This window comes from Acinetobacter calcoaceticus (genome assembly GCF_051947995.1).
Lineage (GTDB): Bacteria > Pseudomonadota > Gammaproteobacteria > Pseudomonadales > Moraxellaceae > Acinetobacter.
In genome coordinates this window covers 19,269-45,377 of sequence record NZ_JBLVVH010000013.1, presented here as the reverse complement: position 1 = coordinate 45,377, position 26,109 = coordinate 19,269, and the positions used below count along the sequence as shown (strand labels likewise).

The 26,109-nt window shown below is 41.9% G+C and carries 23 protein-coding genes; 11 read left to right on the top strand and 12 right to left on the bottom strand.

From position 1 onward, the window contains the following. The first annotated feature begins 49 nt into the window (after nucleotides 1-49). Complete coding sequence (locus ACNQO6_RS17215) at nucleotides 50-937, top strand: permease (RefSeq protein ID WP_440209764.1); 888 nt, start codon at nucleotides 50-52, stop codon at nucleotides 935-937. A gap of 17 nt (nucleotides 938-954) precedes the next feature. Here ACNQO6_RS17215 and rdgB read toward each other — a convergent pair whose 3' ends face one another. Next, on the bottom strand, nucleotides 955-1,578 hold the full coding sequence (gene rdgB, locus ACNQO6_RS17210; protein ID WP_199950378.1) for an RdgB/HAM1 family non-canonical purine NTP pyrophosphatase: 624 nt from the start codon (nucleotides 1,576-1,578) through the stop codon (nucleotides 955-957). Nucleotides 1,579-1,713: 135 nt separating this feature from the next. On the opposite strand from rdgB, the gene ACNQO6_RS17205 reads away from it, so the two are divergent. The 5 genes from ACNQO6_RS17205 to ACNQO6_RS17185 all read left to right on the top strand — a co-directional run bounded on the left by ACNQO6_RS17205 (nucleotide 1,714) and on the right by ACNQO6_RS17185 (nucleotide 4,315). Continuing rightward, complete coding sequence (locus ACNQO6_RS17205) at nucleotides 1,714-2,157, top strand: PAAR domain-containing protein (protein ID WP_440209763.1); 444 nt, start codon at nucleotides 1,714-1,716, stop codon at nucleotides 2,155-2,157. A 3-nt stretch (nucleotides 2,158-2,160) separates the two neighbouring features. After that, nucleotides 2,161-2,751, top strand: coding sequence for a PAAR domain-containing protein (locus ACNQO6_RS17200; RefSeq protein ID WP_396514933.1), 591 nt, complete (start codon nucleotides 2,161-2,163; stop codon nucleotides 2,749-2,751). 11 nt (nucleotides 2,752-2,762) lie between these two features. Next, nucleotides 2,763-3,425 carry a type VI secretion system amidase effector protein Tae4 gene (locus ACNQO6_RS17195; RefSeq protein ID WP_324622658.1) on the top strand — a complete coding sequence of 221 codons (663 nt, stop codon included), beginning with the start codon at nucleotides 2,763-2,765 and terminating at the stop codon, nucleotides 3,423-3,425. Next, nucleotides 3,426-3,794 carry a hypothetical protein gene (locus tag ACNQO6_RS17190; protein WP_440209762.1) on the top strand — a complete coding sequence of 123 codons (369 nt, stop codon included), beginning with the start codon at nucleotides 3,426-3,428 and terminating at the stop codon, nucleotides 3,792-3,794. Nucleotides 3,795-3,901: 107 nt separating this feature from the next. Continuing rightward, nucleotides 3,902-4,315 (top strand): hypothetical protein, encoded by a 414-nt coding sequence (locus tag ACNQO6_RS17185; RefSeq protein ID WP_440209761.1) that lies wholly within the window; start codon nucleotides 3,902-3,904, stop codon nucleotides 4,313-4,315. A 105-nt stretch (nucleotides 4,316-4,420) separates the two neighbouring features. Here ACNQO6_RS17185 and ACNQO6_RS17180 read toward each other — a convergent pair whose 3' ends face one another. The 7 genes from ACNQO6_RS17180 to ACNQO6_RS17150 form a co-directional block, all read right to left on the bottom strand. Beyond that, nucleotides 4,421-5,008, bottom strand: a complete 588-nt coding sequence (locus ACNQO6_RS17180) for a tetratricopeptide repeat protein (RefSeq protein ID WP_005227336.1) — start codon at nucleotides 5,006-5,008, stop codon at nucleotides 4,421-4,423. Next, nucleotides 5,005-5,598, bottom strand: a complete 594-nt coding sequence (gene metW, locus ACNQO6_RS17175) for a methionine biosynthesis protein MetW (RefSeq protein WP_004775800.1) — start codon at nucleotides 5,596-5,598, stop codon at nucleotides 5,005-5,007. Before metW ends, ACNQO6_RS17180 begins: the two co-directional genes overlap by 4 nt. Continuing rightward, a complete protein-coding gene (gene metX / locus ACNQO6_RS17170) occupies nucleotides 5,598-6,758 on the bottom strand; it encodes a homoserine O-succinyltransferase MetX (protein WP_440209760.1) in 1,161 nt (386 codons plus the stop codon). The genes metW and metX overlap by 1 nt, the downstream gene beginning before the upstream one ends. Before the next feature lie 126 nt (nucleotides 6,759-6,884). After that, nucleotides 6,885-8,582: a 2-isopropylmalate synthase gene (gene leuA, locus ACNQO6_RS17165; protein ID WP_440209759.1), complete on the bottom strand. Its 1,698-nt coding sequence runs from the start codon at nucleotides 8,580-8,582 to the stop codon at nucleotides 6,885-6,887. Between the two features lie 456 nt (nucleotides 8,583-9,038). Continuing rightward, nucleotides 9,039-9,722, bottom strand: a complete 684-nt coding sequence (locus ACNQO6_RS17160) for a Fe2+-dependent dioxygenase (RefSeq protein WP_005227330.1) — start codon at nucleotides 9,720-9,722, stop codon at nucleotides 9,039-9,041. 106 nt (nucleotides 9,723-9,828) lie between these two features. Beyond that, nucleotides 9,829-12,126, bottom strand: coding sequence for a TonB-dependent receptor (locus ACNQO6_RS17155; RefSeq protein ID WP_440209758.1), 2,298 nt, complete (start codon nucleotides 12,124-12,126; stop codon nucleotides 9,829-9,831). Between the two features lie 509 nt (nucleotides 12,127-12,635). Beyond that, nucleotides 12,636-14,813: a TonB-dependent receptor domain-containing protein gene (locus ACNQO6_RS17150; protein WP_440209757.1), complete on the bottom strand. Its 2,178-nt coding sequence runs from the start codon at nucleotides 14,811-14,813 to the stop codon at nucleotides 12,636-12,638. Between the two features lie 248 nt (nucleotides 14,814-15,061). On the opposite strand from ACNQO6_RS17150, the gene tig reads away from it, so the two are divergent. From tig to ACNQO6_RS17130, 4 genes are all read left to right on the top strand, one after another. Next, nucleotides 15,062-16,393, top strand: a complete 1,332-nt coding sequence (gene tig / locus ACNQO6_RS17145; RefSeq protein ID WP_343579531.1) for a trigger factor — start codon at nucleotides 15,062-15,064, stop codon at nucleotides 16,391-16,393. Between the two features lie 362 nt (nucleotides 16,394-16,755). Further along, nucleotides 16,756-17,361, top strand: a complete 606-nt coding sequence (clpP, locus tag ACNQO6_RS17140) for an ATP-dependent Clp endopeptidase proteolytic subunit ClpP (RefSeq protein ID WP_004775790.1) — start codon at nucleotides 16,756-16,758, stop codon at nucleotides 17,359-17,361. 39 nt (nucleotides 17,362-17,400) lie between these two features. Continuing rightward, the gene (gene clpX / locus ACNQO6_RS17135) at nucleotides 17,401-18,711 is read left to right on the top strand and encodes an ATP-dependent Clp protease ATP-binding subunit ClpX (RefSeq protein WP_004775788.1); all 1,311 of its coding nucleotides are present in this window, start codon (nucleotides 17,401-17,403) and stop codon (nucleotides 18,709-18,711) included. A gap of 152 nt (nucleotides 18,712-18,863) precedes the next feature. Beyond that, complete coding sequence (locus tag ACNQO6_RS17130; protein ID WP_440209756.1) at nucleotides 18,864-19,580, top strand: DUF2846 domain-containing protein; 717 nt, start codon at nucleotides 18,864-18,866, stop codon at nucleotides 19,578-19,580. Nucleotides 19,581-19,601: 21 nt separating this feature from the next. Here the strand turns inward: ACNQO6_RS17130 and ACNQO6_RS17125 are convergent, their stop codons facing one another. The 3 genes from ACNQO6_RS17125 to ACNQO6_RS17115 form a co-directional block, all read right to left on the bottom strand. Beyond that, entirely contained in the window at nucleotides 19,602-20,144 is a 543-nt protein-coding gene (locus tag ACNQO6_RS17125; RefSeq protein WP_440209755.1) for a DUF2059 domain-containing protein, read from the bottom strand. A 102-nt stretch (nucleotides 20,145-20,246) separates the two neighbouring features. Beyond that, nucleotides 20,247-21,773: a fumarate hydratase gene (locus ACNQO6_RS17120; protein ID WP_005283132.1), complete on the bottom strand. Its 1,527-nt coding sequence runs from the start codon at nucleotides 21,771-21,773 to the stop codon at nucleotides 20,247-20,249. A 145-nt stretch (nucleotides 21,774-21,918) separates the two neighbouring features. Then, the gene (locus ACNQO6_RS17115; RefSeq protein WP_199973224.1) at nucleotides 21,919-22,779 is read right to left on the bottom strand and encodes an AraC family transcriptional regulator; all 861 of its coding nucleotides are present in this window, start codon (nucleotides 22,777-22,779) and stop codon (nucleotides 21,919-21,921) included. A gap of 183 nt (nucleotides 22,780-22,962) precedes the next feature. Between ACNQO6_RS17115 and ACNQO6_RS17110 the strand changes: the two genes are divergently transcribed. Beyond that, the gene (locus ACNQO6_RS17110) at nucleotides 22,963-23,868 is read left to right on the top strand and encodes a DMT family transporter (protein WP_440209754.1); all 906 of its coding nucleotides are present in this window, start codon (nucleotides 22,963-22,965) and stop codon (nucleotides 23,866-23,868) included. A gap of 77 nt (nucleotides 23,869-23,945) precedes the next feature. Here the strand turns inward: ACNQO6_RS17110 and pta are convergent, their stop codons facing one another. Next, on the bottom strand, nucleotides 23,946-26,081 hold the full coding sequence (gene pta, locus ACNQO6_RS17105) for a phosphate acetyltransferase (protein WP_440209753.1): 2,136 nt from the start codon (nucleotides 26,079-26,081) through the stop codon (nucleotides 23,946-23,948). Between the last annotated feature and the right edge of the window lie 28 nt (nucleotides 26,082-26,109).

The following is a 26,109-nucleotide window of genomic DNA, read 5'->3' as shown; positions in this document are numbered from 1 at the left end:
ATAGTGCTAGCATAAGCAGCCTATCAAGACATGATAAAAATAGATCGACATGACCTTCATTCTTCCAGTAAGTGCCTTTATGTTTGGGCTGTTGCTTGCTCAATTCAAAGTCGCAGAACAGGCGAAGAAAGTCCTATCTTCCTTATTGGCACGGCTTTTTATCCCGGCGGTGATCATCTACAACATGGTGTTTTATCAGGCAGGTAGCTTGGTCTTAATGGGATTTAGTTTTATTACATCGATTATTTTATTTTATGGTTTTTTCCATTTTTCGAAGGATCGCTTACAGGCGCTTTGTGTGAGTTATAGCAACATCGGCTGGTTGGGTTTTCCATTTGCTATCGCCTTATTTGGAGAGCAGGTTAGCGCAGCCATGATTGTGTTATATATTGGTGGTTCACTGTTTGGCAATATCTGGGCGGTGGCTGCGGTTTCAGACGGGCCGACGGATTACCTTGCAACATTGCAAAAAGTACTGAAATCACCCCCTGTATTGGCTTTACTGGCAGCCTTGGTTTTATGGCTGTTGGGAGGGCATCATTTGCAAGGCAATGCGCTGGTAGAAGGGGCGTATGAGATTGCCAAGTTTGGGATGAGCTTTGCCGGCATGTGCATTCTGGGAATGTGGCTGAGACATACTCGTGTACACGTGGCTGATTTGCTGCTGAGTACTCGAATCTTAATGTTCAAGCTATTCTGTGGCGTCATCATATGTACCATGACTTATTATTTTATCGCCATGCCGCAGATTGAATTTTTGATTCCAGTTCTGTTTTTCTTATTCTGTCTACCGCCCGCTGCCAATATTGTGGCATTGGAGACGCATTACCAGGGTACGGGCGTTTCAGCTCGCTATATTGCTGCAGGAACCATCGTCAGTTGTATTGTGATTGTGATCTATGGTCTATTGCTACATATTAAAAGTGCCCTCATATAGGAGAGCACTTTAGGGTTTTAAACCAGACTGGCTTTAAATAGCTGCATGGCTTGACCACGATGGCTGATCTTGTTTTTCTCAGCTTTACTGAGTTCAGCACTCGACACATTGAGTTCAGGTAGCCAAAATAAAGGGTCATAACCAAAGCCATTTTCGCCACGCGCTGCTGTTAGAATCTCACCTTTCCAGATACCTTGGAAAATTTGTGGCAGCGGGTCTTCTGCATGCGTGACCAGTGCGAGTACACACACAAACATCCCTTCAATCACTTCGCCGTCTTTACGAAAAGGTGCAAGATCAGCCAGCAACTTTTGATTGTTGGCAGCATCGTTACCATGTTCGCCTGCGTAGCGCGCAGAGTAGATGCCAGGCGCACCACCTAAAATCGGAACGCATAGCCCTGAGTCATCTGCTAGCGCAGGTTTACCCGAAAGCTTAGACGCATGACGTGCCTTGATAATGGCATTTTCAACAAAGCTGAGACCATCTTCGATGGCATCTTCAATATCCAGTTTGCCTTGAGGAATAATTTCAACAGGAAGGTTAAGCTGTTGAAAAAGATGCTCAAATTCGACTACTTTGCCTTTGTTGTTACTTGCAAGGACAAGGCTGCCTTGGTTGAGCCAGGATTGGGTAGACATATCCGTTTTCAGATCAGAAAAAATTAAAGAGGATTTTAGGCAAATTTTATGAAAATAGATACTTGATACATACAGGTATGTCTATTTTGTGAAATTTGTTATGCTTAGACTCGAAAGAATAAGAATAGAGGGTAAATGATGAGTCCGACCTTTTTACATGAATTGGCTATAGAGCAATTGCAGCAAATGTCTCAGGAAGATATTGAGCAGACTTTAAGGGCTGAACAACTCTATTGGGAGAATAAGCCACAGGCGCTTCATTATCTTGCTGTAAATGGTGCTAAAACAAAAAATGGTGGTTTAGTTAGTGCTTCTTATCATCATTATAAAATTGCAGAGATGTCGATTGCTCGTGTGGGCGATGACGTTATTTATAAGGATGGTACAACTTCTAAAATCATTTCAGGTGCAGGTCAAGCATGCGTACTTGATGGCGTGCCAGTTGCTTTGGTGGGGAGCCCTTTAGAAAATGGTGATGAGATTATTGATAGTCCAAATACATCCGTTGCGATACGTATTTTTAAAGATCAGCCAAAAATTGATCAATTTCTAAGTTCTGATACCTCTCTAAAGGACTAAATTATGGCAAAAGGTTTTGCAATTCATAATGCATTTACAGATCACGGTGGCATGATTCCAGCAACCCAAATGATGAGTTCTCAGCAGGGAAATTTATTTGTAAGGGCGGGAGATGGGCATTTTTGCCCTAAATGTAGATGCTGGTCTACAGTAATAAAAAGCCATGATCATGTCATTTTTGATGGTAAACCTGTCGCTTACGTTGGTGATAAGCTAACGTGTGGTGCAACCATCATGCCTCAACAAACACATGTTGTTGGGAGTAGTGGTCATTCTTATACGCAATCACAAGAAAAAACAAATGAAAATAAATTCATTTCTTCAACTCAAAAAGAAATAAAAGAAATTTTTTGGAGTTATGGGGATGATTTCATAAAATTGGAGACAGAGTCTCGACATTTTGTAGATATGAATTTGCATGTCAAAACGATAAATTACTCTGAGGGAGAGATCGTTGAAATTACTTTAAAGTACGATGATGGAGATTTTATTTTTGATAACTTAAAAGAAATGAAAGTTCAGGGACCAGTAAATGCTAATGGTGAGGTTGTTCTGAAAAACGTATTCAAAAATAAGAAATTAAATTTAAAATAGGATAATAGTGTATGGCTCAGTTAACCGCCTCTGCAGGAAATAGCGCTTCAAAAATTAAAGTAAATAGGCCGGCATGGAATGATATGTTTTCTAGCTATCCTAAAGAAAATATAACCAGTAGTAATTTCTATCCTATGGTATCTCAAAGATTTGCTCAATTAGCAAGAGAGAATCCTAGGGACTGGGAAAATACATGTGCTGCTCGTATGTCTTACGCATTAAATCGATCTGGTATCCGTTTGCCTCAAGCACCAGCAGGAGGAAATTTAGTTGGAGAGGACAAATTTAATTATTGGTTAAGAGTTAAAGATTTAAAGACATTCATGTTTAACAGATTTAAAAGCCCAGATATATCTTATACTCCTATAAAGGTTAATGCTATCCAATCGGCTCAAGCTAAAGAGCGAATTACTGGTGTTCAAACTAATATTTTACAAAAAATCAAAGGTAAAAAGGGAATTGTTGTGTTCGATGTAACGGGTTGGGGTAATGCATCAGGGCATTTTACGCTTTGGGATGGTAGAAATTTACTGTATGTGGGGCCTAGTGATCATAATGTTCCATCTTCTATGGAATATTATTTTTGGTTTATGAGGGAAATGCCTTATTTTGATAAGGGGTTTAAGGTAAAGGTAGTTCAAACGACGAAAATATCATTTTGGGAGTTAAAGTAAATGAAAGTAATAAGTCTTCTGTTGATTGTATTTTTGAGTTCTTTTTTTAAAGTAGAGGCGAACTCAGTTCAACTAAACCCAAATGATTTTGCTTTGAAAGTTTGTCTAGATGATAATTATGAGAAAATTAAAGCCTATCAAAGAGAAAATTTAAGGGACTATTCTTCATTTAATGTGGGGACACCTGAACAACAACTTGCTCTTTCAGACTTTGTTAAATCGAATACAAAATATTTTTATAAAGAAAATTTACCAATTTATGTTGAGTCTAGCTCAGAAAAAAGTAATGCTATTTTCCAAAAGTGTATGGAGTTTTATAAATCTGATAAATTAAAAAGATTTATAAAGATAAATTATAAATTAAATTAGTTAAGTTTTTGATTTTAATATGGATATAGTTGATTTTGGTATCTATGATGAATGCTATTTGGAATTTTATCTTCACATCTAAACAATAAATTTTTGTGTATACAACTATGAAGATAATTTTTTTTGTATTTTGCATTGCAGGGCTGATTGCTTGTACACCTAAAAACTATTATTTAAAACCAGAGGTTTATGGGCAAGTTTTTGATATTAAAACAAAAAATCCCATTTCTAGTAGAGAAGGATATATCGGGTATAGCCTTAACGATGATACAAGTATTAAAACAGATGAGCATGGTCGATTTAAGATTACCCCTAAGGCCGAGTCTTATTATTTTTTTAGGCCGAAACTAAAAAAAATGTCCGCTAGCGCCCCACAAATTTATGTTTTTTTTGAAGATTATGAGCCTAGAATAGTGGATTATTCAAATGGAAAATCTCTTGAAGATATTAAAGAGAATCCTGGGGCGAGAATTTTGGAAAAGGTAGATGTTGGTATTATCTATTTAGAACCAGAAAAGTAAAAGAACTTTGATCGAAGCGTTTAACAGGCAACTAAAAATTAGATCTAAATAAAAAACCGACTCTTATAAGTCGGTTTTTATATCACTCAATCGATCTAAACAAGATTATTGCGCTTGAATCCATTTATCAGCACGGTCACGTGCAGTACGAATCTGGTCTTGGGTCAAGTTTGCAGCCAACGCCGTTTTCTTACCTTCAGAAAGTTTGATCACTTTGGTATCGAGCATGCCATCACGGGTTGAAAGCTCATACCACTGATAAGCACCCATATAGTTTTTCTTTTGCTCTTCCATCATGGCAAGATTAAAGCTGGCACGATTATCGCCATTGCTGGCTGCTTTCTCAAAATATTTACGAGCCAAAGCTTCGTCTTTCTTGGTGCCGATACCATCGGCATACATACGGCCCACATTCAATTGTGCTGCAGATAAACCTTGGTCCGCAGCAGCCTTGAATAAGGTAAATGCCTGTTTCTCATCTTTAGCCACGTCTTTACCATACTGGTAACGGGTCGCTAAATAAAATTGTGCCCCCGCCTGACCAGATTTGGCTGCGCTTTGTAATCCACCGATGTCCATCACTGAATAACGCGCTGCCTGTGTTGCGACCGATTGTGGTTGGGCAACATAGTCAGCGTGCGCTTGTATACTGATCAGACCAAATAAAAATGTGCTGATTAATGTCTTTTTCATAGAGCGCTCACTCGATAAATTGCGACTTCACCAAATAGGTTCGGCATATGCTTGCTGAGCATACTACCTTGTTGGTCACCATTAACGGCAAGTCGATTAATAATTTTAATCCGGTTCTCGGCACATAAGGCTTCAAAGTCACGGAAAGTACATAAATGAATATTCGGGGTGTTATACCACATATAAGGTAAAGCTTCCGAAACAGGCATTTTCCCTTTTAATGCAAGAAAAGAACGCGTCTTCCAATGCGCAAAGTTTGGAAAAGTAATAATTGCCTGTTTGCCGACACGCACCATATCACGGAGTAATACATCGGGTGCATCTACAGCTTGCAAAGCTTGTGCCATAACCACAGAGTCAAAAGACTGGTCGGCAAAGCGGCTTAAACCGAGGTTCAAGTCCTGTTGGATAATATTTAACCCCCGACTGATGGCAATTGCAATCTTTTCTTGATCAATTTCTAACCCATAGGCACGAATATTATGCTGTTTGCTCATGTGAGCCAGCAATTCACCATCACCACAGCCTAAGTCTAACACGCTAGAGTTCGGGTTAATCCATTTTTCGGCAAGTTGTTGATCTATACGCATCAGTGCTGCTCCTGTCGTGTCGATTGCAACTGTTGTTCTCCACCTAAAAATGCCCGTAGTGTTTTTACATAGAGGGGAATAGGGAACAAGAATGAGTCGTGACCTTGCTCGGCATCAATATCTAGGTAGCTGACAGGCTTATGATTATCAATCAAGGCATCCACCAGTTCCTGTGAACGGCTCGGACTAAAACGCCAGTCCGTGGTAAATGAAATCACCAGAAACTGGCATTTTGGCTTACTCATGGCCTTTGTTAAAGAGTGCTCATATTCACGGGAAGGGTCAAAATAATCCAGTGCCTTGGTCATAATCAAGTAAGTATTTGCATCGAAATTACGACTAAATTGTTCGCCTTGGTAACGCAAATAGCTTTCAACCTGAAATTCGACATCGAAACCATACATAAATTTGCCTGACTTGAGGTCACGGCCAAATTTCTGCTTCATGGCTTCTTCAGATAAGTAGGTAATATGCCCAACCATACGTGCCAGAATCAGGCCGCGTTTCGGATAGCTGTCATTTTCCAGATAGCGGCCATGATGGAAGTCTGGATCAGACAGAATTGATTGGCGTGCCACCTCGTTAAAGGCAATATTTTGAGCCGAGAGTTTAGGGGCGCTGGCTATCACGGCACATTTTTTGAGGCGATCCGGATAATCTAGAGACCATTGCAAGGCTTGCATGCCGCCTAAAGATCCACCAATAATGGAATACCAGACGTCGACACCAAGTCGGTCGGACAGCATCGCTTGGGTTTTGACCCAGTCCCGTACGGTGACCAGTGGAAAGTCTGGACCATAAGGGCGATTTTCATTTTCTGGATTCGGTGAGGTTGGGCCGGTAGAGCCGCTACAGCCCCCGATATTATTTAATGAAACAACAAAGAAATGATCGGTATCAATTGCTTTTCCTGGTCCAATACAGCTGTCCCACCAACCTGCTTTTTTATCATCCTCATGATGATAGCCGGCAGCGTGATGATGTCCTGAGAGTGCATGACAAATCAGAATGGCATTGGATTTATCTGCATTGAGTGTTCCATAGGTTTCAACCATTAAATCAAAACGTGGCAATATGCGACCACATTCAAGCTCTAGCGGTTGTTCAAATTGAAACTTTTGTGGAGTGACTAAACCCACTGAATCCGATGGAAAAGACACTGGAATGATTCGCCCTATAATAAATCATTAATAATAAAAGGATACCAATTCAGGTATCCTTTCAAAAGTCATTTTTTCTGATATTACAACTCAGCTTTACTGACGATTATGTGATATTTCACTGATCTACACGGCTGCGGCAGCCACTTGGTCGGTGGTCAACACACCTTGCTCGATCAAGCGGTTGGTACATGCAATAATAGCTTCAATTGATGAGGTCACGATGTTGTCATGTACGCCAGCACCGAATGCACTCTTACCTGTACCTTTCACCTGAAGCTCAATCAAGGCAAGGGCTTTGGCATTGGCACCTGAACTGATGCTGCGCTCTTCGTAGTTCACCACGTCAATCGGTAACTGTAAAGCATTTAACATGGCCGAGATCGGGCCATTGCCTTCACCGCGTAGGCGTTGAATTTCGCCGTCAATTTCAACGTCTAATTCAATGATTTGTGTACCATTAATATCCGACAATTGATAATGTTTGGTATGATAATGACTGTTTTTTACATCCACATAGGTTTTTTCAAATAAAGACCAGATTTCATGGGCGCTGATTTCAGTACCATTTTCATCGGTATGTTGCTGTACGATCTGGCTGAATTCGATTTGAACACGACGTGGCAAGGCAACGTTGTAATTCGATTCTAACAAGTAAGCAATACCGCCTTTACCAGATTGGCTATTCACACGGATCACCGCATCATAGTCACGACCTAAATCTTTAGGATCGATTGGTAAATACGGCATATCCCAAATTTCTTCGTTTTTCTGGAATTCGAAGCCTTTCTTAATCGCATCCTGATGTGAACCAGAGAACGCGGTAAAGACTAAATCACCGGCATATGGATGACGAGGATGCACAGGTAAACCCGTACATTCTTCGACCGTTGCAATTACTTCATTGATATTGGAGAAGTCCAAGTTCGGTGCAACACCCTGGGTATACATGTTCAAGGCAATTGCCGCAACGTCAACGTTACCGGTACGTTCGCCATTCCCAAACACACAGCCTTCAACGCGGTCAGCACCCGCCATAATTGCCAATTCAGAGGCTGCGATACCACAACCACGGTCATTGTGACAGTGAACCGAGATAATCACACCATCACGACGTGCCAAGTTGCGGTGCATCCATTCGATTTGATCGGCATAGACATTCGGCGTCGACACTTCCACAGTTGCAGGCAAGTTCAAGATGACTTTATTGGTTGGTGAAGCTTCCCAGATTTCAGTTACCGCGTCACAGACATCTTTGGCGACTTCTAATTCGGTTGCAGAGAAACATTCTGGGCTGTACTGGAAAATCCATTCTGTTGCAGGATATTGTGCCGCATATTCTTTCACTTTGGTTGCCGCGTTAATGGCAAGTTGTTTTGAACCATTGGCATCGACATTCAAGACTTTCTTGCGGAAAGTCGGCGAGTTTGAGTTGTAGATATGCACGATGGCACGTTCTGCACCGACCAATGCTTCAAAAGTACGTTCAATCAAGTGATCACGCGCTTGCACCAATACTTCGATATAAACATCATCCGGAATCAAATTTTCTTCGATTAACATACGGGTGAAGTCGAAGTCGATTTGTGAAGCAGAAGGGAAGCCGATTTCAATATGTTTAAAGCCAATCTTGACCAACATGTGGAACATTTTTAATTTTTGTTCCATGTTCATTGGTTCAAAAATTGCCTGATTACCGTCACGAAGGTCAGTGCTCATCCAGATTGGCGCTTGATTGATTTCTTTATTTGGCCACTGGCGATCGGGTAAATCGACGCGCTGGTACATACGGCGGTATTTTTTGCTTGGGTCAGCCAACATCATGAGATAACTCCTTGTCGTAGCATGGTTGCTGAGTCAAATAAAAGGCAACGTGCTACAAATATATATGGTGTCTATAAGAATTAATTTAAAGCGAATCTGGGGATCGAGAGCCTAAAAATGTAGGCAAAAATTTATACGCGCGCGAGGCGCAGCATCAGGAGAAGAGCAGCAAGATGTGTTGTATGAGACGGGTGGGTAAAGCCGCGATTTGTTTTCATCGTCTACCATTCGTATGGGTTATTTAATTTTGCAGTTATATTAATCATCTAACTGGGATCAGTCTAGGCGAAAATACAGACGGCTGCAAAGGTCTATAAAACATTTTAAAGACAATGAATGGAAAATATTTCCCTGTTTTTTGCACTATTTTAATTTTAATGGGGAAAATTTCCCGTAATTTTATGAATTAGAGATAAAAAAATTAATTTTATCTCTAAGCTTTGAAAAGTATGCGAATTAGAGTTCAGACCACATCCGGATCAGGTTATGGTAAATATTGGTGAGTTTCATCACTTCTGGATAAGCATCGCCATGAGTTTTACGCAATTCACGGATGCTTTCATCTAGTGTAAACAAGAGGTGGCGCTTACTATCGTCCCGAACCAGACTTTGGACCCAGAAGAATGAAGCGAAACGGGTGCCAGAGTTAATACTACTGACTTCATGCAAACTGGTTGATGGATAAAGCACCACATCACCGGCAGGGAGTTTAATCTCATGGTAGCCATAGGTATCCTCGACCACCAGTTCTCCACCTTCATATTCTTCTGGTTCGCTTAAGAACAGGGTGCAGGATAAATCGGTGCGGATTTGCTCGGATGTACCACGAATCAGGCGAATCGAGTTGTCGACATGGAAGCCAAAGCTTTCAGATTCATCATAACGATTGAACAGGGGCGGAATGATTTTATGCGGTAATGCCGCAGCCTGAAACAGTGGATGTTGCCAGATCGCTTTGATCACAATATCACTAAGCGCATGGGTCAGGGGATCTTGTTCTGAGAGCTGCTGATTTTGTTTCACTGAAGCAGAGAGGGTCCCCGCAGTCACTTTTCCACCCACCCAATTTGCATCTGCCATTAACTGGCGGAATTCTGCAACTTGTTGTTTGCTTAATACATTGGGAATATGATGGATCACGCTGAACACCTTTTGAATATTTATTGCATTTGTAAAAATAGCCTCATGACGAGGCTATTTTATATGAACTCAGTTGAATGCCATAAAGTTATTATGGCGCTATTACTTAGTATTTAAAATTAACAGCAAGTACCGCGTTACGACCATTACCTTCAAATGCATAATGTGCAGCATGTGCGCTGGTAAAGTAACGTTTATCGCCAATGTTATTCACGTTAAGTTGTAAATTCACATTTTTGTTTACATCGTATTTTGCCATTGCATTGTAGATGGTATAAGTTGGCAAGAATTTCGGTGCTGTTGTGTTTACAAACACTTGATCACGATATTCTGCGCCCGCACCTAGTGTTAAGTTCGGTAATACTTTATATGTTGACCATAAAGTTGCACTGTTTTTCGCAACGAATGGAAGTGGTTTACCTTCTTGCGCGACTGCGTTATAAGCTGCCTTAGTGATTTCGCTGTCCAGATAGCTATAACCTGCAGCAATATCCCATTTATTGGTAATTTTGCCGTTTAAGCTCACTTCAAATCCATCTACTTTACTTTCACCTGCATTGGTGGTTGTGGTTGGATCAATTTGAATACGGGTATTTTGCTTTTCAGTACGGAAAATAGCTGCAGTTAGATTTGCACGTTCATTAAACAGGTCCCATTTGGTTCCGATTTCAAAAGTCCGTGCTTCTTCAGGCTTCAGGTTATTCACAATATCTGTCGTACCGAGCGCATTATCACTGCTATCACCTTCTGCTAAAACTCCGACTGGGTTTGCAGAGGTGGCAAAACTTGCATAGATACTACCAGCTTCAGTTGGCTTAAACACTAAACCGGCCTGATAAGTAAAGAAGTCAGCATCGCTTTCGTATTTAGTACCTTTAGAAATATCAACGACAGAGGTATAAGCTCTATTCGCATCTGTTTTGTAAACATCTTTATTGTATTTCTTCTCGGTATCAAATTTGTCCCAACGAACACCTAGGTTAAGTAACCATTGTGGATTAAATTCAATACTGTCTAGAGCATAAACAGAGACAGTACGGCTACGTGTTGTTGACTGACCTTTGATGCTGCCCAAACTGTCAGTAAAGCGACCATTGCCCGGATTATTTAAACCAGTACACCAGCCATTTGACGTAGCGGAAGCTGTGTCACAACCACTGACATTCGAAGCCAGAATAGTTGAAGTTGTTTGGCCAGCCGCATTGGTAAAGGTATGCATGCCCTGATCGGTATTTTGATAGCTCCACTCAGTACCTACATTAAATGAATGTTTAAATGCACCAGTGTTGAACTTGCCTCTTAAAGAAAGCTGATCGCTATACGCATCGGTATCCAGAATACGGCTTAAAGCACGGCGAGCAATTGTACCGCGGTAAATATTGCCATTTGAGTCATCCGCATTGGTATAGACATAGTCCGACTTTGATTTGTTATAAGTCATTACATTTGATAAGGTCAGATCTTCATTGAAATCATGTTCCAACTTGAAGGTACCAATGTGATTTTCACGTTTGTCAAAATCACGATCTTTCCAGCCATAATAGGTGCCAGCTTTGACGCTCACTGGGCGACCATCACCTGGATTAAGCGTTACGCCCGCAGGAGCGCGTGTTGGATTATTAAATGGAATACCAGCATCTGGTTCATCATTACTACGTAAATAGTAATAGCTGAATGTACCGCGTGTTGCTGTATCTAAGCCAAAAGCGAGGCTTGATGCGAGACCTGCACGAGCAAATTCTGCACCATTGTGTTGACCCGGTTTTTCATTTTCATGGCCCATCACCACAACACGACCTGCGATACCATTGCCGAAATCTTTATTGGCATCCAGCTGGATATGGCGATAGTTATCGGTACCCCCCTGAATGCTGCCCTGATATACATCACCTTGATGGGCCACTTTCGGGATCAGATTAATGCTACCACCCACACTGCCGCCTCCACCGAGGGCAGAAGAAGAACCTTTAATGACTTCGACCTGTTCAATCGCAAACATGTCGCGGCTTTGTGAGGTGGTGTTACGTACGCCATCTACATAAATTGATGATTGACCACTATAACCGCGAATATAGGGCATATCTGTAAATGGCGTACCACCTTCACCCGCACCTAAAGTAATCCCTGGTTCGTAACGAAGCGCCTCAAGTAAGGTATTTGAGTTGGTATCTTTAATTAGTTTTTGGGAAAGGATAGAGACGGTTTTTGGTGTGTCTTTAAGGGGTGCAACAAATTTTGCATTTGCAGAGTTATCTACCTTGAGGCTCTGTTCTTGTTCTGCATGCGCATGAATAGTTGGGAGTTGAACGGGTTGTTCTTGTGCAATCGCAGGTACTGCAATGACCGAAAGGGATGATGCAATTGCAGAAGAGACAAGTTTCTTCCGTGATTTGATAAACGACATGAGACACGCCTAAACAGTATAAAAATTCATGCAAAGAATAATCATTCTTATTTCTATATGCATTTGTTTGAAATTGATTTTTCCAATTCCTTAAGCTTTTAATTATGGAAATACGAATAAAGTTTTGTTCTTAAATGTAGTTAATTTGTTGATTTTTTTCTTTAATCTGGAAAAGCGATTATGCATTAAGAGTTAATTTTTTATTTAGATTTAATTATTTTTTTCATTCGAATGAAGTGAATTCTGTTTTTTCAATAGCCACTCAATATGAAAGCTTTTGAATATCAGCTTGTTATTTTTAATGGAAAAGTGAAGATGATCTGAACCTTGGGCCCTAAACAAGATGCTCAAGGTTTAAAAGTGAAGACAATAGAAATTTTAAAGTTGAATTTAAACTCTGAGTATAAAAAATTGTCAAAGCGATGACTTTAAAAAGCATGGTATGAGCGGGGGACAAGTGTAAAAAAACCTGCATGAGCAGGTTTTTTATATAGTGATGTATAGATTACTTAGAAGTCGTAGGATACAGATAACCAGTAGTTACGGCCTGCCAGATAAGTCCCAGACATGCCTGAACTAATTTGCATATAGTCATAATAAGAAGCCGGATTACCATTGGCATCAATATATGAACCATTGCTGCTAAAGTCTTTGTCGAGCAAGTTGTTCACTGAACCATTGAAACGCAATTGATCATTTACACGATAACTTGCACCTAAATTAAATAAGTTATAACCCTTTAATTTATTGTTAGTTGCATTATAAATAATAGCGGCATCACCTGCGGTTTGCTCTGTATTGTAGCGCTTACGGTCTGACTTATATTCATGTTGTAACCATACATCAAATGCATCATTGATGTGCCAGGTTGAGGTCATATTAAATGCATTTTTAGGAACATTACTTAGATAAGAACCTTTGTTCTTACCTTTGGTAATTTCTGATTCCATATAGGTGTATGCAGCTTTAATGTCCCATTCAGGAATAATGCTGTATTTCAGACTGAGTTCAACACCTTTGGTTTCAGCTTCATCTGCATTGATTTTTTGTGCAAATGTACCCTGATTAATATGTGATCCATAGCTCACACAACCGGGTTGATTTGGATTTTTTTCAGAGAAACAGTTCAGTAATTCAGGTCCATCAGTAATCAGGTTCTTAATCTTATTAAAGAATGCTGTGGTGGTGAGGTCTAAATTGCCGTTGTTATAGTTGAAGCCAAGTTCATAGTTGGTTGATTCTTCTGGTTTTAAGTTAGGAGAGCCAACATTAAATGTACCGCCTTGATTTCCTACGCTAATAACACCATTGTGAAGGTCTTTTGCAGAAGGGGCCTTATAACCTGTGCTGACACCACCTTTAATTGTAAGTTCGTCATTTGCATTCCAAACGAGGTAAGCGCGCGGGCTAAATTGCCCCCCGAAACCTGAGTGATCTTCATAACGACCACCGAGCGTAAAGCCAAGGTTATCTAGGATGCGCCATTCATCTTCAGCATAAACAGAGAACGAGTCTTTTTTGAATGTTGCACCAAGACCAGCAATATCATCTGCAATTTTTGCTTCTTTATATTCAGCACCGACAGTAAGTTTGTGATCTGCAATTGGCATAACCACGTGTGTGTCGGCAACAAAATCCGTATTTTTTAAGGTGCGGTCCTGACCTGCTGCTGCATTCCCAGGGAAAGTGTTTCTTGGAATGGTACGGCCAATTGTTTCGGTTTTAGTCTGGCTGACATAAGAGTTCCATTGACCAAAACTATAGTCACCATGGTGACCTGCAGCAATCTGGTCCCGTTTGAATTCCAGCTCGTCTTTATAGCCATTGGCTCGTGCTGGTGTATCCAGTGTACCTAAACGGTTATCGTCATTTTTATAAGTTTGACTTGAGTGAAAACCATCTACCCAGAAGCTATTCTGATCATCCAATTTAAATGATAATTTTCCACCGACATCATAAATATCTGCTTCACTTGGACGTGGATCACGACCTGAAGTGCCTGGAACCCGTTCTGACTTTTGGCGATCTAAATAAGAACCACGTAACTGGAGGCCTAGCTTGTCCTGAATAATTGGACCATTCACCACGACGCTAGTTTTCCATGAGTCGGCTTCGCCGCCATGTTCCATCACATTGCCGCTCAGCGTGACATTACCATTCCATTCATCACTAATTTTCTTGGTAATAATATTAATGACACCACCCATTGCCTCAGAACCATAGCGCGTTGCCATTGGTCCACGAATGACTTCAATCCGTTCAATTGAAGCGAGTGGGGGTAAAAAGCCATTTGCTGATTCTCCAAAACCGTTTGGTGTTACATCCGAAGAAGTGGTTTGGCGGCGACCATCAATCAGAATCAGGCTGTATTCATTGCCTAAGCCACGCATTTTAATATTTAAGCCAGAGGTTTTTCCAATCCCATCACGGATGTCGATGCCAGGGACATCTGAAAGTAGATCTGCAATGCTGGTTGCATTTTTCTTTTCAATATCTTCTTTAGTGACAACGCTAATTGAGGCTGGTGCATTTTTAATATCTTGTTCGAAACCAGAAGCGGAAACCACAATGGTAGCAAGCTGGTGTGTATTGGTGTTTTCAGGTGTTGTTGTGGTGTCTGCAAAAGCCGAAGTGGTCATTACCCCAAGTAATGCAAAAGAAAGCGGGGATAAATTAAATTTACTCATAACTAGAGTTCCAAAGCTGGACGAGAAAAATAGAAAAATGCTCAAAATCAGTGCGAATTATAGTGATAATATTTATCATTAACAACAAAAAGTAACATTCTATTTAAGATTCATTTAAGAAAACTATGATTTTGCCTGAAATTGGAAATATATTTGCTTTTTTAGCATCCGATTTTGTATATCCTGAAAGTTGTCATATAATGTGGCACTTTAAAAATTGTTACTACTAACTATATATCGAGGAAGCCATGCAAGTAACGACTGAAGCGGTTTCGGGCGTTGCCCGTCGTTTAAATGTTTCTGTACCGACGAGCCGTGTTAACGAGCAGTTTGAAGCTCGCTTAAAACGCACTGCCAAAACTGTGAAGATCAACGGCTTCCGTCCAGGTAAAGTGCCTTTAAATGTTGTCCGCCGTGAATATGGTGCGGGCATTTATCAAGAAGTTGTGAATGACGTCATTCGTGACACCGTATTCGAAGCAATTCAACAAGAAAAAATCAATGCAGTGGGTATGCCAAACATTGAGAAAGTTGAAAACAAAGATGATGCTTTAGTTTTTGAAGCAACTGTTGAAGTTTACCCAGAAGTGGAAGTGAAATCTTTCGCTGATTTGGAAGTCGAACGTAAATCATCAGAAATCAACGATAAAGACGTTGACGTGATGATCGAAAACTTGCAAAAACAACGTCAAACTTGGGCTGTAACCAAAGGTATGGCGAAGAAAGACATGCAAGTGACTTTCGACTTCGAAGGTACTGTTGATGGTGAGAAGTTTGAAGGCGGCGCTGCTGAAGACTTTAAACTTGTACTTGGTTCAGGTCGTATGATCCCAGGTTTCGAAGACGGTATCGTTGGTATGAAAGCTGGCGAAGAGAAAGTAATTGACGTGACTTTCCCAGAAGATTACCAAGCTGAAAACTTGGCGGGTAAAGCGGCTCAATTCAAAATCACTGTGAAGCAAGTTGAAAAACCTAAACTTCCAGAAATCGATGCTGAATTCTTAAAAATCTTTGGTTTAACTGAAGAAGAAGGCTTAGACAAGTTAAAAGCTGACGTTCGTAAGAATATGGAACGTGAAGTTCGCAACGGTCTTCGTAACCAAGTTAAACAAGCGGCATTTGATGCGCTTGTGGCTGCGAACGAAATCGAAGTTCCAGCGTCTATGGTTGCTCAAGAAATTGACCGTCAACGTCAACAAATGATCCAGCAATTCACTCAACAGTTTGGTGCTCAAGGTGCAGGCGCATTTGACAGCAGCATGCTTCCAGATGAATTGTTCAAAGAACAAGCTGAAAAATCAGTGAAGCTTGGCGTATTGGTAAGCAAAGTATTGGCTGATGCTAAACTTGAAGTTGACCAATCACGTGTTGATGCTTACATCGATGACATGGCTTCTTCTTATGAAGATCCAACTGAAGTGGTTGAATACTTCAAAAATGACAAACAACAACGCGCTCAAATTGAAGCTGTTGTGTTAGAAGATCAAGTGGTTGATCACATCTTGGCTGCTGCTAAAGTAAAAGATGTTGCGATTAGCTACGAAGACTTATTGAAAGAACAACAAGCTCGTCGTGGCTAATCTTTCAAAAGTTGATTAAAGAAAAAAGGCGCTTAATGCGCCTTTTTTCTTTAGCATTAAGTTATATATTCGGTAAATCGTTAAAGAAATGAATTGAGCAGTTAAGGCTCTAATTTCGTTCTATTCTCTCGTATGCGAAATACTGGAGAGCAGGGCTGGCAGAATTCGAAAATTTCTATCCTCGAAAGTATTGCTGCAAGTGCTTAAAACCCTATGTTATGAAAGTGTTAATTTCTCGAAAAATTACCAGATTTTAGTCTAAATAATCGAATATTTCAGATTGAACCTTTTGCAATTTCATCGATTATCCCTCATATTGTTGGCATAGATCGGGTCACAATAATTTAGGAATAAGTAAACATATGTATGTTCCAACAATTGAAAATGCTTTAGTTCCTGTTGTCGTTGAACAATCCTCTCGTGGTGAGCGTTCATTCGATATTTTTTCACGTCTATTACGTGAGCGTGTTATTTTCTTAACGGGTGAAGTTGAAGATAACATGGCGAACTTAATCGTTGCGCAGATGTTATTTCTTGAAGCAGAAAATCCAGAAAAAGACATCCACCTTTATATCAACTCACCAGGTGGCTCAGTCACTGCGGGTATGGCGATTTATGACACCATGCAGTTTATTAAACCTGATGTTGTCACTTACTGCATGGGTCAAGCTGCATCAATGGGTGCATTCTTGTTAAATGCGGGCGCGAAAGGGAAACGCTACTGTCTGGAAAATGCACGTGTCATGATTCACCAGCCACTCGGTGGTTTCCGTGGTCAGGCCTCTGATATCGAAATTCATGCGCGTGAAATTCTGTTTATCAAAGAACGTTTAAACCGCCTGATGGCTGAACATAGTGGTCAGGATTATGAAACGGTTGCGCGTGACACAGATCGTGACAATTTCATGACTGCACAAGCAGCCAAAGAATATGGTTTAGTAGATGAAGTGCTAAGCAAACGTCCCTGATTTAGGACCTAAGTTTAAGATTTAAGTTGTGGAGTAAATATGTCCGAACATCCTCAAGGACAAAAACATTGTTCATTTTGTGGTAAGACGCAATCTGAAGTTGGAAAATTGATTGCTGGTGAGGACGCATATATTTGTAATGAGTGTGTGGATGTCTGCTTGGATCTGGTACAAACCAGTCAACAAGTTGAAGCTGGCGATTGGGCAACTAAAGCTTTGCCGAAACCACACGAAATACGTGCTGCCTTGGACCAATATGTCATTGGGCAAGATGTTGCCAAAAAAACCTTATCTGTTGCCGTCTATAACCACTATAAACGTTTGAAAGTGGGCCAGTCGACTCATGGGCATCAGGATATTGAAATTGCGAAAAGTAATATTTTGCTGATCGGCCCTACAGGTTCAGGTAAAACATTACTGGCGCAAACGCTGGCACGTTTACTTGATGTACCTTTTGCGATGGCAGATGCAACCACCTTAACCGAAGCCGGTTATGTGGGTGAAGATGTTGAAAACATCGTGCAGAAGTTATTGCAAAAAGCCGATTACGATGTAGAGAAAGCGCAGAAAGGCATTATCTATATTGATGAGATTGATAAGATTACGCGTAAATCTGAAAATCCTTCAATTACCCGTGATGTGTCTGGCGAAGGCGTACAACAAGCATTATTAAAAATGATTGAAGGTACGGTTGCTTCTATTCCGCCACAAGGTGGTCGTAAGCATCCACAGCAGGAATTCATCCAGATTGATACTGCCAATATCCTGTTTATTTGTGGTGGTGCATTCTCTGGTCTGGAGAAAATCGTACAGCAACGTCAAGAGAAGGGCGGGATTGGTTTTACCGCGGATGTGAAGAATAAAGATGACAGTAAAAAAGTCTCTGAATTGTTCCGTCAGGTTGAAGCAACGGATCTGGTTAAATTCGGTTTGATTCCTGAATTTATTGGTCGTTTGCCCGTGATTGCCACTTTAGAAGAGTTGGATGAAGAAGCATTGATGCAGATTCTGACAGAGCCTAAAAATGCATTGACGCGTCAATACCAGTACCTGTTCACGATGGAAGATGTCGATCTGGTCTTTGATGAGTCTGCATTACGTGCTGTTGCGAAGAAAGCGCTGGATCGTAATACTGGTGCACGTGGTCTGCGTTCAATTCTGGAAAATGTCTTGCTTGAAACCATGTATGACTTACCAAGTCGTACTGATGTAGGCACGGTTATTGTAGATGAAGCGGTGATTAATGGTACGGCGAAGCCAACCTTTAAACCGGAACGTCTACCACAGACAGGTACACCCGAACTGATTGAAAAGAAGGATTTGAAGGTGGTCGATTCTAAATCGGCTTAATTCTCGTCCATCTGAAAAAGCATGAAAGGCTTGGCTTTTCATGCTTTTTTTATTTGCAATTGGGCAACGAGGTGTTAATCTTAAAATTGAAAAAAATCCGCATAGTTTTGCGTTGTTAAAAATAAATTCAAGAAAACGCCTTGAGGGATGTCATGCGTTATTTAATAGTGTCATTATGTTGTGCAGGGGTGCTCGCTGGCTGTCAAAGCCATAAAGCTGTTGAAGAAAAACCAACCGCACTGACTGCAACATTACCCCCTGTGGATACAGAAAAAGAACCAGGTTTATTTGATCAATATCATGTCGGCGGCTTTAGTGTGGGCGGCTGGGTCAATCAGAAATTAGGGCAGTATTTCGCGCCGGTTAAACCGCAAAATGAACAAGCGGCAGTGGTCTATTTATATCGTCCTGATACGCGTTGGAATCGTCAGGAAATTGCTGCGGCCAATTTATTCATTAATGGACACCGTATCCCAAGTCTATTGCATAATCACTATTACTGGCTTGAGCTACCCGCAGGTACCTATCGTCTGAGTGTGAGTCGACCATTGGCTGGACTCCATTTCCAAAAGCCGAAATATCTGGACTTTACCGTCGATGCTGCTCAGACCTATTTCATTAAGTATGACGAAGAAAATAAAATTTCCCGTAGTGAACATACGGGACCATTTATGATCATGCCCGATAAAGTGGCACATCAGGAAATCGCCTTTACCCGACTAAAATCATCCAGTTATAACTTTGTGGCACAGGATGCTTCAGGCAAGGTGCGTTCTAAGCCACAAGAGTTAAAACCGGCCAAGTATAATGCAAAGTCTGAAGTGCATCTGGTCAAACCGTTTAAGTTGTGGAATCCGTTGACCTGGTAATCATGACAGTGACAAGACCGTTTATTCTTCCTGAATTAACGGTTTAATAATCGTCAGGAACTGAGCTTTAAGCTGTGAACTTTGTTGGGGATCGCTCAAGGTTTTTTGACTGATATTATTCATGTATTGAAAAACATGAGTGGTGATTTGTAGGGTTTTCTGGTTAATCGACTGGCCTTCCGGTGTCTTTAAAAATTTTAAATAGGCTTGGACTTCTTCTTCACTAAGCGAATCGATGTAGATTTTTTCAATCGCCTGAATGGTTTCAGGCCGGGCAAACATTTTTGCGCTGGTTTCTTTGAGCAGTTGACTCAGTTCCAGCACCGCAAGATGCTCTTGCGTGGTGGTAAGTTCATCTTTGCCTAGCACCCGTAACAGGATATTTTCAGCTTCAAGATCCAGTGTGGGCTGCATTTCATCCAGTGAGGTATTTAGGACATGTTCAAGATCACTGAGTTTGATCAGCTCTTTGATCGATTTGCTTTGTGCAGGAGATGCAAAGCTATGCTGGATATTGCCAAGTAAACTCAGACCAAGCAGCATGCTGAGTAAATATTTATTCATTTGCATTTCCTTATTCTTCTCATCTTTATAATCTAACAGAAGCTTTAGGCAAAAAAATAGCCGAATACGATGATTCGGCTATGATTATTGTATGAGTATTATTTATGACGCAGCGGCATCAACCACTGGAATCTTGCCAATTTTAGCTTGCCAGATTTTTGGTGCAGTGGCATGGATTGAAGTACCATTCACATCAACCGCAACAGAGACCGGCATATCTTCAACCACGAACTTGTAGATTGCTTCCATACCTAAATCAGCAAAGGCAACGACTTCAGCTTCACGGACTGCTTTAGACACAAGGTAAGCAGCGCCACCAACAGCCATCAAATAAGTTGCCTGATTGTCTTTGATTGCTTCAATTGCAGCTGGACCACGATCCGCTTTACCGATCATGCCGAACAAGCCAGTTGCTTCTAACACTTGACGGGTAAACTTGTCCATACGGGTTGCTGTTGTAGGGCCAGCAGGACCAACTACTTCATCGCCAACTGGATCGACTGGACCCACGTAGTAAATGAATTTACCTTTTAGATCGACTGGAAGCTCTTCGCCATTGTTGAGCATGTCGACCATGCGCTTATGAGCAGCATCACGACCGGTATAAATCGTACCGTTCAACAATAATGTATCACCTGGCTTCCAGGCATTCATTTCTTCTTGCGTAATGGTATCAAGGTTGACACGCTTCGATTGAGACGAATCCCAAGTCACAGCAGGGTAGTCTTCAAGTTTTGGTGCCTGAATATGTGCGACACCTGTACCGTCTAACTGGAAGTGCGCGTGACGAGTTGCAGCACAGTTCGGAATCATACCGACTGGCTTACCTGCTGCGTGGCATGGGTAATCCTTGATTTTAATATCAAGCACTGTGGTTAAACCACCAAGACCTTGTGCACCAATACCTAATGCATTCACTTTCTCGAAGATCTCGATACGGAGTTCTTCCATCTTGTTTTGTGGACCACGACGAAGTAATTCGTCCATGTTGATTTCTTCCATGAGTGCTTCTTTTGCAAGCATCATGGCTTTTTCGGCAGTACCACCGATACCGATACCGAGCATACCTGGTGGACACCAGCCTGCACCCATGGTTGGAACAGTTTTAAGTACCCAGTCCACGATTGAATCAGACGGATTCAACATCGCGAGTTTAGATTTGTTTTCTGAACCGCCACCTTTTGCAGCCACGGTAATATCGACTTTATTCCCAGGTACGAGTTTATAGTGGATGACAGCAGGGGTATTGTCTTTGGTATTCTTGCGACCAAAAGCCGGATCTGCTAAAACTGAAGCACGTAGTACGTTTGAGTTCTCTAGGTAACCTTGGCGTACGCCTTCGTTGACTGCATCATCCAGACTCATGGTTAAATCAAATTTAACGTCCAGGCCAACTTCAAGGAAAACGTTAACAATCCCTGTATCCTGACAGATTGGTCGGTGACCTTCAGCGCACATACGTGAGTTGATGAGGATCTGTGCAATAGCATCTTTTGCAGCTTTGTTTTCTTCACGATCATAGGCACGGCTCATCGCTTGGATGAAGTCTTGCGGGTGATAGTAAGAAATAAACTGCAGGGCATCCTTGATTGATGTAATCAAGTCATCTTGTTTGATGATCGTTGTCATATCAAATTTCTCTTGAGCGGGCGATTAGCTGGCGGGCTAAATTATATGACAAAAAGGAATGATTGTGGGAGTTTTAGCTCAGATTTGGCGAAAGGTCTAACAATGAAAAACAGAACGTAAGAATATATCAGGAGAAATTTCTGTTTTAGTTTTTTCTGATTTGCGAGGGCGAATAACCAAACTGCTTTTTAAAACGATTGCTAAAATGGCTACTGGAGCTAAAGCCATATTGGGTGGCAATTTCAGTCAAATTCAGACTGCTGCTGTGTAATGCCTGATGTGCCAGTTCAAGACGACGTTGCATCACATACTGATGCGGAGGCATCTGCATTGACTGTTTGAACATATGGGCAAAATGATACTCGCTGAGTTGTGCTTGCTGAGCCAGATCCGATAAGGTCAGACTCAAATGGAGATGTTGATCAATCCATTCCAGTAACTGTTTAAGCACATAAGGCGAGAGACCACCTTTGACTTCAGGCGCTTGCCATTGGGCATGACTGTAATTTTTGATCAGATGATTCAGTAATAGCGTGGTTGCGGTACTCATCTGCAAATGGTTTTCACGTTCTTGCCAGGCACCATTCAGTAAAAAATGCCGATAGAGCATGGAAATTTGCGGGTCCGCCACAAAAATCTGCGGATTAAGGATGATCTGGCTGGGTTCGCGATCCCAGACTTGTTCTGCCACGCGTTGTAAATGTTGTTCGGTATAGTACAAATGTACAAATGTCAGTGGATCACGCAGATCCCAGGTCGATTCAAAATCCTGTGGCATCAGACACATCCGATCAGGTCCACCCCCATTGTGCCAGCCTTGCGCCGTCTTTTGATAGCTTTCATAACCCCCTTGAACATACATGCTTAAGGTATGGTGATTACTACAGACACTGACACGATCCTGATTGTTTTGCCACATGGCCAACTGCATACCCGAACCCAGTTCTACCGAGTCGAGCAATTGCGCTTTATATTGCTGTAATTGATCTAGAATCTGATATTTCATCTTCTATACGCAGTGCCAAATATGATCCAGTTAAGTGTAGAACGTTCAGCCAGTTTTGTCATCTGGTCAAAAAGTCTATAGAAAAACGCAAATTCATGATAAGCACCGCAAGATTGTGCAAGAACCCGGGCCATCAAATCTCGCAAAATAATCGTCCTAGTGATTAAGTTGGGTTTAAAAGAGATGAATGCGCTGTTATATGCTTTGGTGGTGGTGATTTGGGGAACCACATGGATTGCCATTACCTTGCAACAACAAAGTGGAATTTCAGCCAATGTTGCGGTGTTCTGGCGTTTCTTTATCTCAGCACTGATCTTATTTGGTTTTATTGCGATCAGCCGGAAATTGCAAAAGCTGGCAGCTAAAGATCACTTATTCTGTATGTTACAGGCCTGCTGTATTTTCGGCTTTAACTTTGTCTGTTTCTACTATGCGGTGCAATATATCAGTAGTGGTTTAGAAGCGGTCATTTTCTCGATGGCGGTGATTTTCAATACCATTAATGCCCGATTATTTTTTTCTCAGCAGGTTTCTTCACGCTTTTATCCTGCCGCCTTACTTGGTGTGCTGGGGATTATTGCCTTGTTCTGGCATGACGTGGTAGGCACCACTTTAAATCGCAATACCCTGATCGGTATCGGGCTATGTATCCTAGGCACCTATGGTTTCTCTTTGGGGAATATGATCAGTACCCGACATCAGAAACATGGGCTGGATATTTTTACCACCAATGCCTATGCCATGTTGTATGGTTCATTATTGATGGCTTTGATCTCATGGTTTAAACAGGACAATTTTTTCCCAAGCATGTCCTTTAGTGCGGTCAGTGCGTTGCTGTATTTAGCAATCTTTGGCTCGGTGATTGGCTTTACTGCCTATTTCTTTCTGGTGGGGCGTATTGGTGCAGGCAAGGCGGCGTATAGTACTTTGCTGTTTCCTTTGGTGGCTTTGGTCATCTCGACGGTATGGGAAGGTTATCACTGGCAAATGAATGCAGTCATCGGGGTGATTTTGATTCTATGCGGTAATGCGATTTTCTTTGTGAAGGGGCCGCAGTTCAAAAGAATTGGGGTTTCAAAACGTGCTTAATTAAAACATCTACAATAAAAAAAAGCCATCTACTCTTTATTGGTGTAGATGGCTTTTTTTATGACTCTATAATCAATTTAATCTTGCTGTTTGGCCTGAATCGCGGTCAAGGCAATGGTAAATACAATATCATCTACCAATGCACCACGGGACAAGTCATTCACGGGTTTGTTCAGGCCTTGCAACATTGGACCGACACTGACTACATTCGCTGCACGTTGTACCGCTTTATAGGTGGTATTGCCTGTATTCAGGTCCGGGAAGATAAACACGTTGGCACGTCCCGCCACTTGAGAATCAGGCGCTTTCTGGCGACCGACGCTTTCGACTGAAGCAGCATCGTATTGCAATGGTCCGTCAATCAATAAATCCGGGCGACGCTGTTGTGCAATTTTGGTGGCTTCAGCCACTTTTTCGACATCAGCCCCTGTGCCGGAAGTTCCTGTCGAATAGCTGATCATGGCAATACGCGGATCAAGACCGAAAGCTTTAGCAGAATCTGCTGACTGAATGGCAATTTCAGCCAGCTGTTCGGCATTTGGATCCGGGTTAATGGCACAGTCACCATAGACATAGACTTCATCTGGCAACAGCATAAAGAAGATTGAGGACACCAGTGAATAGTTTGGTGCTGTCTTGATCAACTGAAATGCAGGGCGCACGGTATTCGCGGTAGTATGAATTGCACCAGAAACCAGACCGTCAACTTGATCCAGCGCCAGCATCATGGTGCCAAGCACCACGGTATCTTGCAACTGTGCTTTGGCCTGTAAGGCATCCAGCTTGCCTTTACGCAGTTCCACCATCGGTTCAATATATTGATCACGAATAGTATCCGGATCAATAATTTCTAAGTCATTTGGCAGTTGAATGCCGCGTGCCTTCGCTACTTCCGCCACTGATTCTGGTTTTGCCAATAACACACATTGCGCAATACCACGTGTCTGGCAAATTACTGCGGCCTGTACGGTACGAGGTTCATCACCCTCAGGTAATACAATCCGTTTCTTGGCCGAAATCGATTTCTGTACCAGTTCATAGCGGAAAGCAGACGGTGACAGGCGAGGGTGAAGATTGTTCTGGGTATGTTGATCAAGCCAGTGATTATCAATATGGCTGGACACAAAACGCGTCACTTGTTCGGCACGTTCAGTATCATCAATTGGAATTTCATTGCCAAAACGATGCAGCAGTTGCGCCGTTTCCAAAGTGTCTAAAGGCGTGTGCAAAATAGGCAAGCCTTGTTTAATCGCACTTTGGCAAAATTCGAGTACATTGCTTGCAGGCGCAGCTTGCTCGGTTAACACCAGACCAGCCAACGGTGTGCCATTACTACTGGCAAGACTAGCCGCTAACAGGGCATCGGTGCGTTGTGAGGCGCTAATAATCAGTTCACCCGCAACAAACTTATGTAACTCAGATTCGATATTGGATGCAATTAAACTAGTATGCAGAATGCGACGTTGTTTGGCTTCACCTTGATGTAACCAGGTTCCTTTAATCACAGGAGCAATATCCAGACTACGCGGCACACTCAGAATATTACTGAATGGTACCAGTCCAATAATCGGTAGGTCATTTGTGCCCATATAACGATTATAACGTTGCAGTTCCAGAGCAAAGGCTTCGATGTGCTGGTCTAGGCGTAAGCTTGGGTCCAGCGTTACTGGAATTTCTGCGGTGCCTTCAGGAAGTCCTTTGGTGCGCATAAACAGCACGCCAGTGGTACGCGCCGATGCGGCGCCGCCAAACTGGCGTAAATGGGCATCAACTTTTTCCGCTGTTTTACGGGCATCCGCCAGATCAGCCGTACTGACCAGAACCACTTGGGCATCCAGTGCTTGCGCGAGTGCTGCATTGATTTCGCTGGCAAAATGATCTTGCCCATTCGGCACGAGCCCTTCAACAATAATCACATCATGATTGGCGGCAATCTGGCGATGCAGTGCTACAGCTTCTTCCAGCAATTCATCGGTTTCGCCCAAGGCAATCAGTTGGGTCAGCTTTTCATAGCTAATCGGTTCAACCGAAGGATGTTGAAATAGATGGTGGTATAGGGTGGTGGTGCGATCTACAGGCGCATCGGCAATCTGTGAAAATGGCTTGAGGAAACCCGCATTGATCCCTTTACAGTCCAGCGCATAAATCATGCCGAGACAGGCAGAGGTTAAACCAACACCTTCCCCGGTAGGGATGAGTAAAATCGTATTCATACTGACTTGGTCACTCTTTTATATTTCT